The sequence below is a fragment of the Streptomyces sp. NPDC086787 genome (assembly GCF_044745865.1).
In the GTDB taxonomy this organism is placed as follows: Bacteria; Actinomycetota; Actinomycetes; order Streptomycetales; family Streptomycetaceae; genus Streptomyces.
On record NZ_JBIVBC010000015.1, the window covers coordinates 134492 to 149268 of the forward strand.

Here is a 14777-nt window from a genome sequence, read left to right on the forward strand (position 1 = left end):
AGCGCGCGGCCACTGCTGGTTCGCTCGAAAAGGCCCGGTCCACCTCACGGTGGGCCGGGCCTTTTCGCACAAGTGCCGCTGCCCGGGTCCGGAGTGCCGGACCCGGGCAGCGGTGCGCTCACGACTCGATGCTCCCGAAGTGGTCCCAGCCGCCCCGGCTCGTCCACGGCGCCCCGTCCACGGTCACCTGGGGCAGCGCCGAGGGGTTGAGGACCTCGCCGATCACCTTCCAGCGGGCCGGCAGCTTCACGTCCGGCGGGAAGGTCGCCACGATCGCGTGGTCCTCTCCGCCGGTCAGCACCCACTGGATGGGGTCGACGCCGACGGCCTGCCCGATGTCGTTCATCTGCGACGGGATGTCGATCGCGCCGGAGCGGATGTCTATGCGGACCTTGCTGGCCTCCGCGATGTGCCCGAGGTCGGCGATCAGCCCGTCGCTCACGTCGCACATCGCCGTGGCGCCGAGCGCGGCGGCCGCCGGACCCGCGTGGTAGGGCGGCTCGGGGCGGCGGTGGGCCTCGACGAAGGCGCGCGGTGAGCGGAAACCCCGGGACAGCACCGCGTACCCGGCAGCGGACCAGCCCAGCCAGCCCGTCACCGCGACCAGGTCGCCGGGCTGGGCACCGCCCCGGGTGACCGGCTCCTGGTTGCGCAGATCGCCGAGCGCGGTGATCGACACCGTGATCGTGTCACCCCGCACCACGTCGCCGCCGACCACCGCGGCACCCGCCACCTGGCACTCGTCGCGCAGGCCGTCCATCAGTTCGCTGGGCCAGGCGACCGGGAGTTCGGCGGGCACGACCAGGCCGAGCAGCAGCGCGGTCGGTACGGCGCCCATGGCCGCGATGTCCGCGAGGTTCTGCGCGGCCGCCTTGCGTCCCACGTCGTACGCCGTGGACCAGTCGCGGCGGAAGTGCCGCCCCTCCAGCAGGATGTCGGTACTCGCCACGACCCGGCGGTCGGGCGCCGCGATCACCGCGGCGTCGTCACCGGGGCCGACCCGGACCACCGGGGTGGTCGTCAGACGGGAGGTGAGCTCCCTGATGAGCCCGAACTCCCCCAGCTCACCAACAGTGCCCTTCATGTCCTGGCGCCCCTTCTATACCTGTCCGTACCTTGTCGACCGGCTCGCGTGTCTTCATCGTCCCCGATACGGTCGAGGTGACCGTCAACCTGTGCCGCGCCTTTACCCTGGGGCGGGGGCCCCGGTCGCCCGGGGTCTCCCCGTGGTGGGCGGCGACGCGATACCGTGGCGTTCCTTTTCCCCACATGATCCTCGTGGCCGCCTTGGAGGTTCCGTGGTACAGGCGTACATCCTGATCCAGACCGAGGTCGGCAAGGCGTCGACCGTCGCCGAGACGATCGGCAAGATCCCCGGAGTCCTCCAAGCCGAGGACGTGACGGGACCTTACGACGTCATCGTGCGCGCACAGGCCGACACCGTCGACGGCCTCGGCCGCATGGTGGTCGCCAAGGTCCAGCAAGTGGACGGCATCACCCGCACCCTGACCTGCCCGGTCGTGCATCTGTAGCCCCCGTCTACCCTTGGCCGGTGAACATCTTCCGTCACCGGCGCCGCACTCTCGCGGGGTCGTCCGTACTCGCCCTGCTGGTCACCGTCGCGGGCTGCTCCTCGGCAGACGACAGTGCCGACGTCGCGGTTCCCACCCCCGACGCCAAGACGGCCAGGATCTGCCGGGACCTGCACGAGGCCCTGCCGCGGAAGCTGGACGGACGGAGCCGTAACGACCCCGAGCCCCGGTCCGCCTACACGGCGGGCTGGGGAAGCCCGGCGATCATACTGCGCTGCGGTGTCACCCGGCCGCCGAAGATGATCGACCCCGAGGTGGCCAAGGGCGAGGACCCGAACGCGATCGGCGGGGACGTCGACGGCGTCGGCTGGCTCATGGAGAAGCGGGACGACGGAACGTGGCGGTTCACCACGACCGAGCGCGAAGCCTATGTACAGCTGACCCTGCCGAAGGAACTGTCGGGTCAGGACGACAGCGCACGGGTCCTCACCGGGATGGCGCCCGGCGTCAAGAAGGCGATCCCGACCGGGATCGCCTCCATGAACTGACCGGCCGGAACGACCTGGCCGGCCCGACTTCCGTGACTCCGCGCGGTGTCAGCGCAGCCCCGTCGAGCGGCGCAGCGCCGCCGACAGCAGCCGGTCGATGAGCTCCGGGTAGCTGATCCCGGTCGCCTGCCACATCGCCGGATACATCGAGATCGGCGTGAAGCCGGGCATCGTGTTGATCTCGTTGATCACGAACTCGCCGTCCTCGGTGAGGAAGAAGTCGGCGCGGACCAGGCCCTCGCAGGAGGCCGCCTCGAAGGCGTCCACCGCGAGCCGCCGCACCTCGGCGGTCTCCTCGCCGCTGAGCGGCGCCGGGACGACACCGGGCGTGGAGTCGATGTACTTGGCCTCGAAGTCGTAGTAGGCGTGCGCGTCCGGCGGCGGGATCTCGGCCGGCACGGAGGCGCGTGGGCCGTCCTCGAACTCCAGGACACCGCACTCGATCTCCCGGCCGCGCAGGGCGGCCTCCACGAGGATCTTGGGGTCGTGGCGCTGTGCCTCGGCGATCGCCTCCTCCAGGCCGGAGATGTCGTCGACCTTGGTGATGCCGATCGAGGAACCCGCGCGCGCGGGCTTCACGAACAGCGGCCAGCCGTGCTCCCCGGCGAAGTCCACGATCTTCTTGCGGGCGGCCGACTCGTCCAGCTGCCACTCGCGGGGCCGGATCACCACGTACGGGCCGACCTTGAGCCCGAAGGAGGTGAACACCCGCTTCATGTACTCCTTGTCCTGGCCGACGGCCGAGGCGAGCACACCGGAACCCACGTACGGCACCCCGGACAGCTCCAGGAGCCCCTGGAGTGTGCCGTCCTCGCCGTAGGGGCCGTGCAGCACCGGGAAGACCACGTCGACCTCGCCGAGCGCCTTGGGCACCGATCCGGGCTCGCTGTAGACGACCTCGCGGTTGGCCGGGTCGACGGAGAGCACCACGGCGCCCTCGGTGGACTCGGCGAGATCCGTCACCTCCGGGGTACGGCGGTCCGTGATGCCCATACGGTCCGGCTCGTCGGCGGTGAGCGCCCACCGGCCGTCACTGGTGATGCCGATGGGCAGGACGTCGTACTTGGTCCGGTCGATGGCGCGCAGTACGGCGCCCGCGGTGACCACGGAGATCCCGTGTTCGGAGCTGCGGCCGCCGAACACGACGGCCACGCGCGGCTTGCGAGTCTGCTGCTCAGGGCTCTGGGGGAGGTTCTCGGTGCTCATATCGGGTTGAGAGTACCCGGTGGTACAACCTCGATACAGCGTTCGGTTGGCCGGGTCGCTCAGCGTCGTTCGGGCTTCGCGCTGCGCGACATCAGCTCCTTGAGCGCGACGACCGGCGGCTTGCCCTCGTGCACGATGTCCACCACGGTTTCCGCGATCGGCATCTCGACCCCGTGCCTGCGGGCCAGATCCACCACGGACTCGCAGGACTTGACGCCCTCGGCGGTCTGCTTGGTGACCGCGCTCGCCTCCTCCAGGGTCATGCCCCGGCCGAGGCTGGTGCCGAAGGTGTGGTTGCGGGAGAGCGGTGAGGAGCAGGTGGCCACCAGGTCGCCCAGGCCCGCGAGTCCGGAGAGGGTCAGCGGGTCGGCGCCCAGCGCCAGGCCGAGCCGGGTGGTCTCGGCGAGGCCCCGGGTGATCAGCGAGCCCTTCGCGTTGTCGCCGAGCCCCATGCCGTCGGCGATGCCGACCGCGAGCCCGATCACGTTCTTGACCGCGCCACCGAGTTCGCAGCCGACGACGTCGGTGTTGGTGTAGGGGCGGAAATAGGGCGTGTGGCAGGCGGCCTGGAGCCGCTGGGCGACCGTCTCGTCGGTGCAGGCGACCACGGCGGCGGCGGGCATGCGGGCGGCGACCTCGCGGGCCAGGTTGGGCCCGGTGACCACGGCGATCCGGTCCGCGCCGACCTTCGTGACGTCCTCGATGACCTCGCTCATCCGCATCGCGGAGCCCAGCTCGACGCCCTTCATCAGGGAGACGAGGACGGTGTCGGGGGCGAGCAGCGGCCGCCATTGCGCGAGGTTGGCGCGCAGCGTCTGGGCGGGGACCGAGAGGACGGTGAGGTCGGCGAGGGCCGCGGCCTCGGCCGGGTCGGTGGTGGCCCGCAGGTTCTCCGGGAGCTCGACACCCGGCAGGTAGTCGGGGTTCGTCCGGGTGGAGTTGATCGCCTCGGCGACCTCCGGGCGGCGCGCCCAGACGGTGACCTCACAGCCCGCGTCGGCGAGCACCATGCCGAAGGCCGTGCCCCACGAACCCGCGCTGAAGACCGCCGCCTTGACCGGCTTGCTCACTTGCTCTGCCCTTCCGCCTGCCTGTCCGGCTGGCTGCCCACCTGACCGCTGTGCGTCTGCTCCGCCGTCCGGCGCCGCTGCTCGATCCGCTCCCGCCGCGGGTCGTAGGCCGCCTCGGGGGCCTTCTCGCCGCGGATCTCCTCCAGCAGGCCGGTGATGTCGGCCATGATGGCCTCGGTCGCCTGCTTGAGCAGCTCAGGCGTCATCTCCTGGCCGTAGAAACGGGTCAGGTCGACCGGCCGGCCGGCCAGGACGCGGTGGGTCTTGCGCGGCCAGAGGTTGGGCTTCTTGGCGTACGGCGGCAGAAGTTCGTTGGCGCCCCACTGGGCGACCGGGATGACCGGGCACCTGGTCTGGAGCGCGACGCGCGCGGCACCGGTCTTGCCGGTCATGGGCCAGCCGTCCGGGTCGCGGGTGAGGGTGCCCTCCGGGTAGAAGGCGACACACTCGCCGCGTTCCACGGCGTCGATCGCGGCGCGGAACGCGCTGAGCGCGTCGCTGCTCTCGCGATAGACCGGGATCTGTCCGGTGCCGCGCATCGCGGCCCCGACGAATCCCTTCTTGAAAAGCCCGCTCTTCGCCAGGAAACGCGGAACCCGTCCGGTGTTGTACTGATAGTGCGCGTACGCGAAGGGGTCCACGTGTGAATTGTGGTTCACCGCGGTGATAAATCCGCCGTCGGCTGGAATGTTCTCCATTCCGCGCCAGTCCCGCTTGATCAGAACCACCAGGGGGGGTTTGCACAGGACCGCTGCGAAGCGGTACCAGAACCCGATTCTGCGGCGGGACACGCGGACACCTTCCTCTAGGACTTCCTCCGGGGGTTTCCCCGGACCGGGAGCCGCACAAGTGTCGCCCCGGGCAGCCGGTCTGTCGAGAACACCGTACGCCCCGCGACCGGGACCGCCGCGGGACCCGGGGGACAATGACGGCGACACGGGAGGGCGCGGGAGGGACGGTACGACGGTGCGGTGGACCTTGGTCATACCCCTCAAACCCTTGGCGCGGGCCAAGAGCAGGCTCGCGGACACGGCCGCCGAGGGGGTTCGCCCGGGGCTGGCCCTCGCGTTCGCGCAGGACACCGTGGCCGCGGCGCTGGCCTGCCCGGAGGTTGGCGATGTGGCAGTCGTCACGGACGACCCACTGGCCGGCCGTGAGCTGGCGGCGCTGGGCGCCCGGATCGTCCCGGACGAGCCGGGCGGCGGGCTGAACGCCGCCCTGGCGCACGGGGCACGCGTCGTGCGTTCCTGGCATCCCGCGGCGGCGGTGGCGGCCCTGAACGCCGACCTGCCGGCCCTGCGCCCCGCGGAATTGTCCCGGGTGCTGAACTCGGCGGCGGAATTCCCGCGCGCTTTTCTCCCGGACGCGGCAGGAATCGGCACCACGCTGCTGGCGGCGATCCCGGGCACGGAATTGCGCCCGCTCTTCGGCGGCGACTCCCGCTCCCGTCACCACGCCTCCGGCGCCACGGAGCTGCCCCTCGCCGACGTCGACTCGGTACGCCAGGACGTCGACACCGGCGAAGACCTCCGGGCGGCCCTGACCCTGGGCGTGGGGCCTCATACGTCGACGGCAACGGCGGGACTCCTGATCCCGGGATCCTGAGCCGCCAGGACGGCCGAGGAGGTGCCGACCGCGACCGGAGCGGGACCCTGGCCGGAGCCGGGCCATGGCTGGGGCCGAGGCCGGAGCAGGACCCTGACCGGGGCCGAACCGTGGCTGAAGCCGAGCCAAGGCTGGGGCCGAGGCCGGAGCAGGGCCCTGGCCGGAGCCGAACCGTGGCTGAAGCCGAGCCAGGGCTGAGGGCCGAGGCGGGAACGGGACCTGACCGGGGCCGAGCCAGGGGCAGGGCCGAGCCGAGCCAGGGCTAGGGCTGGGGCCGAAGCGGGAGCCGGGTGCGAGGCCGGGCCGGAACCGGAGCCGATTCAGGGGACCCAGACTCGGAGCCCGGAGCGGTGGAGGTGAGACAGGTCAGCGGGCTATCACCGGGCTGTCACGCCCGGTTGCTCGGCCCTGCCCATCACGACGTCTGGTGCTCGGCGGGTGTGGGCCCTCGGAAGCACGTGCCGCGCGGGAGCGGAGGCCCAGAGGCCAGGTGGCCGGGCAAAAGGCCCGACGCCGGAACAGAGCCTGGCCGGGGCCAAAAACAGAGCCAAGGCGGAATCAGGGGCCCGACCGGGCCGGAGTCAGAGCCGAGACCGGCCCAGAACCGTATCCAGGGCCATGGCCAGAAGCTGGGCCGGAGCCAGAAGTCGAGCCGCGGGCCGAGGCCAGAGTTGGGGACCGGGCGCCGAGGCTGGGACTCAGGCCGGGGCCAGAGCCGGGGTCAGGGCCCCAGGTCAGGTCAGGGCCCCAGGTCAGGACCGGCGGCGGGGGCCGGGCACCGGGGCCGGTGAGCCGAGCCGTAGCCCAGGCCCGAGCTGGGGCCGGGGCCAGCCACTGGAGCCAGGCGCCGGAGTCGAGGTCGGAGGCCGAGCCGGGCGGCCGAACCCGGCCAGCGGCCAGGTGCCGGGAGCGGGCGCCGGGACCAGCCCCACGCTGAGGCCAAGCTCCGGAGCCGGGGGCGGAGGCCAAGCCGGGGGCCGGGGGCCAAGCCGGGGGCCGAGCCAGGGAACCGCGCCCGGGACTGGGGTCGGCATCGCGGGCGGAGCCGGGGCCGGGGGCCAGGGCCGAGCCAGGGAACCGCGCCCGGGACTGGGGTCGGCGCCGCAGGCGGTGCCGGGGCCGAGCCAGGTGGCCGGTACCGGAAGTGGCGTCGGGGGCGGTGCTGGGGTGGGGTGCCCGGGGGGCTTGGGGCTGGGGGCGGTGGGGAGGGATGTGCCGGGAGTACGCTGCCGTCATGCAGGCGACCGCGTACACGTACGACCCCGAGACCCGTTGCGGTCAGGTGCTGCTCGACGACGGCACGCCGGTGCCCTTCGACGCGGCGGCGTTCGACGCGGGGGGTCTTCGGCTGCTGCGGCCGGGGCAGCGGGTGCGGATCGAGATGGAGCCGGAGCGGGGTGCCGCGGCGGACGTCCGCGTGACGCTGGTGACCCTCCAGACGTTCTGACCGGCCCCCGGAACCCGGACGCGCCGCGGGCCGGGCTCCCGCGGGAGTCCGACCCGGCGTGTGATTGCCCCGAGTCCTTCGGATCGGACAAGGATCCGAAAGAGAAGCTCTAGCGGCCGGCCGTGGCCTTCTTGGCGGTGGTCTTGCGCGCGGTCGACTTCTTGGCGGGGGCCTTCTTGGCCGTGACCTTCTTCGCGGGGGCCTTCTTCGCGGCGGTCTTCTTCGCTGTCGCGGTGGCCTTCTTCGCGGTGGTGGCCTTCTTGGCGGTGGTCTTCTTCGCCGTGACCTTCTTGGCGGCCGCGGTGGTCTTCTTGGCGGTCGTCTTCTTCGCCGTGACCTTCTTCGCCGCGGCGGTGGCCTTCTTGGCGGTGGTCTTCTTCGCGGCGGCCTTCTTGACCGTCGCGGCGGCGCTCCCGGTCAGGCTGCCCTTGGGGGCCTTCTTGACGGCGACCTCTCCACCGCGCGGGAGCTTCTTCGAACCGCTGACCAGGTCCTTGAAGCCCTGACCGGCGCGGAAGCGCGGAACGGAGGTCTTCTTGACCCGAACCCGCTCGCCCGTCTGGGGGTTGCGGGCGTAGCGAGCGGGACGGTCCACCTTCTCGAAGGACCCGAAGCCGGTGACCGAGACCCGGTCCCCGCCGACGACCGCGCGGACGATGGCGTCCAGGACCGCGTCGACAGCATCGGCGGCCTGCTGGCGGCCGCCCATCTTGTCGGCAATCGCTTCTACGAGCTGCGCCTTGTTCACGTCTTCCCCTTCGGAGACATCGCCAGAACGAAAGTGTTCAAGCTTTTTCGCACGTTAGGCAGATATATACCGCAAATCAAACACGAAACGGCCTAATCACCCTTGTGCCGCAACGGACTCGGCCGGCTCGGGCGGTTCAGCGTTCCCCGCCGGGGATTCGCCCCTCGTCGAGGTCCGCCAGGAACCGATCCAGACGCCTTGCCGCAGCGGCGAGATCGTGTTTGGCCGCGGCCGTAATGACCAGCAGCTTCCGGGTCAGCGCCATCCGTACGCCCTCCGGGACTTGCAGTTCGCGCACTCTTGTGTGCGCTTCCTTGAGTTGGTCCGCGACCACCGCGTGGAGCTCGAGTTGGCCGTCACGTTCCATGCACAGATTGTGCCATCTGGGGCGAGTTGTCGCCTGCGCAGGGTGCAACTGCCGCTCAAATGGCCTTCCAGGCACTTGCCAAGACTGTGATCACAGTACTCACGTACCCCAGTAATCACCCTGCTAACGCGCCAAGTTGAGCGGACCTGCGGGAACGCCCAGGGCCGTTCGGGTGCAGACATGGCCGTACCCCCAATCGTGGCGATCGGGGGTACGGAGAGGAGGTTGCGGTGGCCGGATACCGACCCCGGCGGGTCCAGGAATCAGGCCTGGAGCGTCCGCGGCTTGTGCGACGGCCGCTTGGCCTCGTAAGTGGCGATGTCGCCCTCGTTCTGGAGGGTGATGGAGATGTCGTCCAGGCCGTTCAGCAGCCGCCAGCGGGAGTTCTCGTCCAGCTCGAAGGCGGCGGTGACGCCTTCGGCGCGCACCTCGCGGGCCTCCAGGTCGACGGTGATCTCGGCCTGCGGGTCCTTCTCCACGAGATCCCACAGCGCGTCCACGGTCCACTGCTCCAGAACCACCGTGAGCAGGCCGTTCTTCAGCGAGTTGCCCCTGAAGATGTCGGCGAAGCGGGAGGAGATCACGGTCTTGAAGCCGTAGTTCTGGAGCGCCCAGACGGCGTGCTCACGGGAGGAGCCGGTACCGAAGTCGGGGCCTGCGACCAGGACCGTGGCGCCCTGCCGCTCGGGACGGTTGAGCACGAACTCCGGGTCCTTGCGCCAGGCCTCGAACAGCCCGTCCTCGAACCCGTCCCGGGTCACCTTCTTGAGCCAGTGAGCAGGGATGATCTGGTCGGTGTCCACGTTGCTGCGGCGCAGCGGGACGGCCCGGCCGGTGTGGGTGGTGAATGCTTCCATGGCTCTCAGACTCCAGCGGGCGCGGGGGCGGCGGTCTGCGCGGTCAGATCGGCCGGGGAGGCCAGGTGGCCGAGGACGGCGGTGGCGGCCGCGACCTGCGGCGACACCAGGTGGGTGCGTCCGCCCTTGCCCTGCCGGCCCTCGAAGTTGCGGTTGGAGGTGGAGGCGGAGCGCTCTCCGGGGGCGAGCTGGTCCGGGTTCATGCCGAGACACATCGAGCAGCCCGCGTGCCGCCATTCGGCGCCGGCTTCCTTGAAGACCACGTCCAGACCCTCGGAGACGGCCTGGAGGCCCACCCGCGCGGAGCCCGGGACGACCAGCATCCTTACGCCGTCGGCGACTTTGCGGTCGCGCAGAATGTCCGCGGCGGCGCGCAGGTCCTCGATACGACCGTTGGTGCAGGAACCTACGAAGACGGTGTCCACACCGATGGAGCGCAGCGGCTGGCCGGCCGCCAACCCCATGTATTCCAGGGCCTTTTCGGCGGCGTGCCGCTCCGATGCGTCTTCGTACGAAGCCGGGTCGGGGACCGATGCCGAAAGCGGCGCTCCCTGGCCGGGGTTGGTGCCCCAGGTGACGAACGGCGACAGTTCGGCGGCGTTGATGACGACCTCGGCGTCGAAGACCGCGTCCTCGTCGGTGCGCAGGGTCTTCCAGTAGGCGACGGCCGCGTCCCAGTCGGCGTCCTCGGGGGCGTGCGGGCGGCCCTTGAGGTAGTCGAAGGTGGTCTCGTCGGGGGCGATCATGCCCGCGCGGGCGCCGGCCTCGATCGACATGTTGCAGATGGTCATCCGGGCCTCCATCGAGAGATTCTCGATGGCGGAGCCGCGGTATTCCAGAATGTAGCCCTGGCCGCCGCCCGTACCGATCTTGGCGATGATCGCCAGGATCAGGTCCTTGGCGGTGACGCCGTCGGGCAGCTCGCCGTCGACCGTGATGGCCATGGTCTTCGGGCGGGCCAGCGGCAGCGTCTGGGTGGCCAGCACATGCTCCACCTGGGAGGTGCCGATGCCGAACGCCAGCGCGCCGAAGGCGCCGTGCGTGGAGGTGTGGGAGTCGCCGCAGACCACCGTCGTGCCGGGCTGGGTCAGGCCCAGCTGCGGGCCTACGACGTGCACGACGCCCTGCTCGACGTCGCCGAGCGGGTGCAGGCGCACCCCGAACTCGGCGCAGTTCTTGCGCAGGGTCTCCAGCTGGGCGCGGGAGACCGGGTCGGCGATGGGTTTGTCGATGTCGAGGGTCGGGGTGTTGTGGTCCTCGGTCGCGATGGTGAGGTCGAGGCGGCGCACCGGGCGGCCGTTCTTGCGGAGGCCGTCGAAGGCCTGCGGGCTGGTCACCTCGTGCAACAGGTGCAGATCGATGAAGAGGAGGTCGGGCTCGCCCTCGGCGCGCCGGACGACGTGGTCGTCCCAGACCTTCTCCGCGAGTGTCCTACCCATCGCATTCCCTTCGGCTGTGCGGCCTGCTGTGCATAACCAGGGTTGCGCGTCTCGCGGAAAATTGAACTTGCGTTTCACAGAGTGAGACGCGAGTATCGTTGCATGGACAACAGTAGCGGCGTCGGCGTTCTGGACAAGGCAGCCCTTGTCCTGAGCGCTCTGGAGTCCGGTCCGGCCACCCTCGCGGGTCTGGTCGGGGCCACCGGACTGGCAAGGCCCACGGCCCACCGGTTGGCCGTGGCACTGGAACACCACCGGCTGGTGGCGCGGGACATGCAGGGCCGGTTCATCCTCGGACCCCGGCTGGCCGAGCTGGCCGCGGCCGCGGGCGAGGACCGGTTGCTGGCGACGGCGGGCCCGGTGCTCACGCACCTGCGCGACATCACCGGCGAGAGCGCGCAGCTCTACCGGCGCCAGGGCGACATGCGGATCTGCGTGGCCGCGGCGGAACGTCTGTCCGGTCTCCGGGACACGGTTCCGGTCGGCTCGACGCTCACGATGAAGGCGGGCTCGTCGGCGCAGATCCTGCTCGCCTGGGAGGAGCCGGAGCGGCTGCACCGGGGTCTCCAGGGCGCCCGCTTCACGGCCACGGCCCTCTCGGGTGTACGGCGCCGGGGCTGGGCCCAGTCCATCGGCGAGCGCGAGCCGGGCGTCGCCTCGGTCTCCGCGCCGGTGCGTGGTCCGTCCAACCGTGTGGTGGCCGCGGTGTCCGTCTCCGGCCCCATCGAGCGCCTGTCCCGCCATCCGGGCCGTATGCACGCCCAGGCGGTCATCGACGCCGCCGGCCGCCTCTCCGAGGCCCTGCGCCGCTCGGGCTGACCCCCCGCCCTCTCGACCCCCTCGGCCCCTTCGGGGCCCTCAGAGACGACAACAGCACCGAAAGGGGCCCGCCTCAACGCCGCGGCGGGCCCTTTTCGACGCCAGGCGTCGCCTCCGGGGCTCCGTGCCGGTGCCCGAGGCCCGGTGCCGGAGCCCGAGCGCCGGAAACCCGGCGACGGAGCCCGAGTGCCGCAGGCTCAATGCCGGAGCCCGAGCGCCGGAAGCGGGCGACGGAAGCCGGGTGCCGGGTGCCGGGTGCCGCAGGACCAATACCGGAGCCCGAGTGCCGGAAACCCGGGGCCGGAGCCCGCCGCAGGCTCAATGCCGGAGCCCGAGTGCCAGAAACCCGGCGCCGGAAACCCGGCGCCGGAAGCCGAGTGCCGGAAGCCCGGCGCCGGCGAGAGCTCTCAGCCTCAGGGCACGTCCGCCCCCTCCCCCGACCCGCGGGGTCCGCCGCATCGCCGCACCGCGACCCCGTCAGCCCGTCTTCTCCGCTTCGGCCGTCCGGCCCGAGCGGTACGCGAAGCGGTCCTTCGCGTAGCGGCCGCGGCGTTCCAGCGGGATCTGGCCGTGGGCCGCCGCCAGGCCGAAGGGCGGCATGTCGCCGTAGACCGACTCGTACGAGCCCTCCGGCACCACGTACGTCTCGTGCCACACGCCGACGTGTCCGCGCAGTTTTCCGGCCCGGTCCTTGCGGTTGACCAGTTGCCAGACCCTGTGGTGGAAGGCGTCGGGTGCGGCGGCGTAGGCGTACAGCTTTTCCTTGGACTCCCAGTACTGGACGACGTAGTACGTCCGCGGCGACGCCGTGAGCAGAACGTGGCCGAGCATGCCCCGCTCCGGCGCCTTGGACAGCTCCCGCAGCATGCGGGACATCGCGGTGAACACGAACGGCCACTGGTGCACCGCCCGGAAGCGGTTGACCCGCATGCCGATCAGCAGGACGACGACATCGCCGTCGGCGGCTGCGGTGGTGCGTCCGAGTACCGGTTTCGCGGACATGAGGGCCCCCTGCTCCTGTCGGATAGCGCCGCTATCCTTTGAGTGATGCTTGGATAGTCGCACTGTCCAAGGAGGGGCGCAAGACATGCGGCTTGCCGAGCTGAGTGAGCACAGCGGTGTGTCCACCGCGACGATCAAGTACTACCTGCGCGAAGGGTTGTTGCCGCCGGGCCGCCAGGTCAACGCGACGACCGCCGAGTACGACGCGGAGCATGTGCGCCGGCTGCGGCTGGTGCGGGCGATGATCCAGGTCGGCCGGATGCCGGTGGCGACGGCGCGCGAGGTACTGCGCCATGTGGACGACGACTCCCTGGGCCGCACGATCCGGCTGGGGGCGGCCCTGTGGGCGTTGCCGCAGGTGCCGGAGCCGGACGAGGACGACGCCTTCGTCCGGGCCGCGCACCGGGAGGCGGGCGCACTGCTGGAGTCGCTGGGCTGGACCAACTCCATGATGCTGACGACGGTCTCCCCCGCGTACCGCTCACTGGTGGTGGCGATCGCGGCGTTCCGTCGGCTCGGTTACGACTGGGACGCCCAACGGCTCCTGCTCTACGCCCGGTTGATGCACGAGGCGGCCGGGCTCGACCTGGACTTCGTCGAGTCGCAGCCCTCGGAGGCGGAGAAGGCGGAATGCGCGGTGGTCTCGGCGGTGCTCATCGAGCCGATGCTCCAGGCGCTGCACCGGCTGGCCCAGGAGGAGGAGTCCGCCCGACGGTACGGCTTCGAGTGACGTGACGCCCGGCGGAAACCGTCCCGGACAACGACGAAGGCCCCCCACCGAAGTGGGGGGCCTTCATCCGTGCGTACCCCCGACCGGATTCGAACCGGCGCTACCGCCTTGAGAGGGCGGCGTGCTAGGCCGCTACACAACGGGGGCCTGGACACTGCGTTTCCGCAGGTCCGAGCTGGTCTACCTGGACTCGAACCAAGACTAACTGAACCAGAATCAGTCGTGCTGCCAATTACACCATAGACCAATGATGGTTTAGACCAGTTCAGTACCCCCGACCGGATTCGAACCGGCGCTACCGCCTTGAGAGGGCGGCGTGCTAGGCCGCTACACAACGGGGGCCCTAGCGATTCCGAGTTGATCGGAACCAGTACCCCCGACCGGATTCGAACCGGCGCTACTGCCTTGAGAGGGCAGCGTGCTAGGCCGCTACACAACGGGGGCTCGCGGATGTGATCCGCTGGGCGCAGATGAGCTCTGCGAGCTGGCCTACCTGGACTCGAACCAAGACTAACTGAACCAGAATCAGTCGTGCTGCCAATTACACCATAGGCCACTGGAACGCAAGTCCCTGAGGGGATGTCGTTCTAGTTTCGCGCCCCGGGCTTCCGGCTTTTCGGCCTGCTTCCCTGGGCGCAGGAAGAACATTACCCGAAGGTGGACGGGGCTCCAAAACGACTATCCGTGCCGACGATCGCGGGTAGTTCGGCAAGGGTCGAGATCCGGTGCGTCACGGCCGCCGCCGTGCCGTCCGCGTACACCCCGCCGCGGTCGATCCACACGGACAGCAGACCGGCCTCGGCGGCGCCCCGCCCGTCGATCTCCGGGTGGTCGCCGACGTACGCCACCTCGCGCGGAAGCAGTTCCAGGGCGTCGCAGACCGCCAGGAAGGCACCGGCATCGGGTTTGGAGACGCCCAGCTCGGCGGCGCACAGGATGACCTCGAAGCGGTGATGCACACCGAGGGTGCGCAGCTTGCGGTCCTGCACGGCGATGCTGGAGTTGGACAGCACCGCGTGCCGGTGGCTGGCGGCCAGCACGTCCAGGGCCGGCAGCACGTCCGGGAAGAGCGCCCAGGCCGCCTCGTAGTGGCCGATGTAGCGCTCGAACCACGCGTCGGCCTCGGCGTCGGCCATCTCCCGGCCCAGGAAGGCACGTACACGGTCGCGGCGCTGCCCTCCGAAGGAGACCTCCCCCGCCGAGAACCGCGCCCACTGCTGGTCGGTGACCTGGCGCCACCGGGTCAGCGCCTCCTCGGCGGTGGCGTACCCGCCGAACAGCCCCTCGGCCACCAGGTGTGCGCGCATGCCCGCCCGGTCGGCGGACGTGTAGTCGAAGAGGGTGTCGTCGATGTCCCAGACGACGGCTCGGATCGCCATGACACCGACGGTAGCGCCCGGAGGGGCT

At 70.8% G+C, this 14777-nt stretch carries 16 protein-coding genes and 5 tRNA genes; 6 read left to right on the top strand and 15 right to left on the bottom strand.

Annotation, left to right across the window (positions count from 1 at the left end; genetic code table 11):
- Positions 1 to 118 precede the first annotated feature (118 nt).
- Positions 119 to 1084 (bottom strand): thiamine-phosphate kinase, encoded by a 966-nt coding sequence (locus tag ACIPK3_RS28145; RefSeq protein ID WP_402574078.1) that lies wholly within the window; start codon positions 1082 to 1084, stop codon positions 119 to 121.
- A 214-nt stretch (positions 1085 to 1298) separates the two neighbouring features.
- Here ACIPK3_RS28145 and ACIPK3_RS28150 point away from each other — a divergent pair, with 214 nt between their 5' ends.
- The gene (locus ACIPK3_RS28150) at positions 1299 to 1532 is read left to right on the top strand and encodes an Lrp/AsnC family transcriptional regulator (RefSeq protein ID WP_402574079.1); all 234 of its coding nucleotides are present in this window, start codon (positions 1299 to 1301) and stop codon (positions 1530 to 1532) included.
- 20 nt (positions 1533 to 1552) lie between these two features.
- Positions 1553 to 2080: a DUF3515 domain-containing protein gene (locus tag ACIPK3_RS28155; protein ID WP_402574081.1), complete on the top strand. Its 528-nt coding sequence runs from the start codon at positions 1553 to 1555 to the stop codon at positions 2078 to 2080.
- Between the two features lie 48 nt (positions 2081 to 2128).
- Here ACIPK3_RS28155 and ACIPK3_RS28160 read toward each other — a convergent pair whose 3' ends face one another.
- The 3 genes from ACIPK3_RS28160 to ACIPK3_RS28170 are packed head-to-tail and all read right to left on the bottom strand — an operon-like array spanning position 2129 to position 5147.
- Positions 2129 to 3286 carry a D-alanine--D-alanine ligase family protein gene (locus ACIPK3_RS28160; protein ID WP_402574083.1) on the bottom strand — a complete coding sequence of 386 codons (1158 nt, stop codon included), beginning with the start codon at positions 3284 to 3286 and terminating at the stop codon, positions 2129 to 2131.
- 59 nt (positions 3287 to 3345) lie between these two features.
- Entirely contained in the window at positions 3346 to 4356 is a 1011-nt protein-coding gene (locus tag ACIPK3_RS28165) for an NAD(P)H-dependent glycerol-3-phosphate dehydrogenase (RefSeq protein ID WP_402574085.1), read from the bottom strand.
- A complete protein-coding gene (locus ACIPK3_RS28170) occupies positions 4353 to 5147 on the bottom strand; it encodes a lysophospholipid acyltransferase family protein (RefSeq protein ID WP_402574086.1) in 795 nt (264 codons plus the stop codon). The genes ACIPK3_RS28165 and ACIPK3_RS28170 overlap by 4 nt, the downstream gene beginning before the upstream one ends.
- A gap of 175 nt (positions 5148 to 5322) precedes the next feature.
- Between ACIPK3_RS28170 and cofC the strand changes: the two genes are divergently transcribed.
- Positions 5323 to 5961, top strand: coding sequence for a 2-phospho-L-lactate guanylyltransferase (gene cofC, locus ACIPK3_RS28175; protein ID WP_402574088.1), 639 nt, complete (start codon positions 5323 to 5325; stop codon positions 5959 to 5961).
- 1234 nt (positions 5962 to 7195) lie between these two features.
- The gene (locus tag ACIPK3_RS28180; RefSeq protein WP_402574090.1) at positions 7196 to 7408 is read left to right on the top strand and encodes a hypothetical protein; all 213 of its coding nucleotides are present in this window, start codon (positions 7196 to 7198) and stop codon (positions 7406 to 7408) included.
- A 109-nt stretch (positions 7409 to 7517) separates the two neighbouring features.
- On the opposite strand, the gene ACIPK3_RS28185 is transcribed toward ACIPK3_RS28180, so the two are convergent.
- The 4 genes from ACIPK3_RS28185 to leuC all read right to left on the bottom strand — a co-directional run bounded on the left by ACIPK3_RS28185 (position 7518) and on the right by leuC (position 10819).
- A complete protein-coding gene (locus ACIPK3_RS28185; RefSeq protein WP_402574092.1) occupies positions 7518 to 8156 on the bottom strand; it encodes an HU family DNA-binding protein in 639 nt (212 codons plus the stop codon).
- A gap of 136 nt (positions 8157 to 8292) precedes the next feature.
- Entirely contained in the window at positions 8293 to 8523 is a 231-nt protein-coding gene (locus ACIPK3_RS28190) for a hypothetical protein (protein ID WP_402574094.1), read from the bottom strand.
- Between the two features lie 263 nt (positions 8524 to 8786).
- Positions 8787 to 9380, bottom strand: a complete 594-nt coding sequence (gene leuD / locus ACIPK3_RS28195) for a 3-isopropylmalate dehydratase small subunit (RefSeq protein ID WP_402574096.1) — start codon at positions 9378 to 9380, stop codon at positions 8787 to 8789.
- A gap of 5 nt (positions 9381 to 9385) precedes the next feature.
- Complete coding sequence (gene leuC / locus ACIPK3_RS28200; RefSeq protein WP_402574098.1) at positions 9386 to 10819, bottom strand: 3-isopropylmalate dehydratase large subunit; 1434 nt, start codon at positions 10817 to 10819, stop codon at positions 9386 to 9388.
- Positions 10820 to 10921: 102 nt separating this feature from the next.
- On the opposite strand from leuC, the gene ndgR reads away from it, so the two are divergent.
- Complete coding sequence (gene ndgR, locus ACIPK3_RS28205) at positions 10922 to 11638, top strand: IclR family transcriptional regulator NdgR (protein ID WP_402574100.1); 717 nt, start codon at positions 10922 to 10924, stop codon at positions 11636 to 11638.
- Positions 11639 to 12115: 477 nt separating this feature from the next.
- On the opposite strand, the gene ACIPK3_RS28210 is transcribed toward ndgR, so the two are convergent.
- Entirely contained in the window at positions 12116 to 12640 is a 525-nt protein-coding gene (locus tag ACIPK3_RS28210; RefSeq protein ID WP_402574102.1) for a DUF4188 domain-containing protein, read from the bottom strand.
- A gap of 85 nt (positions 12641 to 12725) precedes the next feature.
- Here ACIPK3_RS28210 and ACIPK3_RS28215 point away from each other — a divergent pair, with 85 nt between their 5' ends.
- Positions 12726 to 13370, top strand: a complete 645-nt coding sequence (locus ACIPK3_RS28215) for a MerR family transcriptional regulator (RefSeq protein ID WP_402574104.1) — start codon at positions 12726 to 12728, stop codon at positions 13368 to 13370.
- A gap of 74 nt (positions 13371 to 13444) precedes the next feature.
- Here ACIPK3_RS28215 and ACIPK3_RS28220 read toward each other — a convergent pair.
- The 6 genes from ACIPK3_RS28220 to ACIPK3_RS28245 all read right to left on the bottom strand — a co-directional run bounded on the left by ACIPK3_RS28220 (position 13445) and on the right by ACIPK3_RS28245 (position 14749).
- Positions 13445 to 13517 (bottom strand) — tRNA-Glu (locus ACIPK3_RS28220).
- 28 nt (positions 13518 to 13545) lie between these two features.
- Positions 13546 to 13617, bottom strand: a tRNA-Gln gene (locus ACIPK3_RS28225).
- A 22-nt stretch (positions 13618 to 13639) separates the two neighbouring features.
- Positions 13640 to 13712: transfer RNA gene (locus ACIPK3_RS28230), tRNA-Glu, on the bottom strand.
- 29 nt (positions 13713 to 13741) lie between these two features.
- Positions 13742 to 13814, bottom strand: a tRNA-Glu gene (locus tag ACIPK3_RS28235).
- Between the two features lie 40 nt (positions 13815 to 13854).
- A tRNA-Gln gene (locus ACIPK3_RS28240) sits at positions 13855 to 13926 on the bottom strand.
- 91 nt (positions 13927 to 14017) lie between these two features.
- Positions 14018 to 14749: an HAD family hydrolase gene (locus ACIPK3_RS28245; RefSeq protein WP_402574105.1), complete on the bottom strand. Its 732-nt coding sequence runs from the start codon at positions 14747 to 14749 to the stop codon at positions 14018 to 14020.
- Positions 14750 to 14777 lie beyond the last annotated feature (28 nt).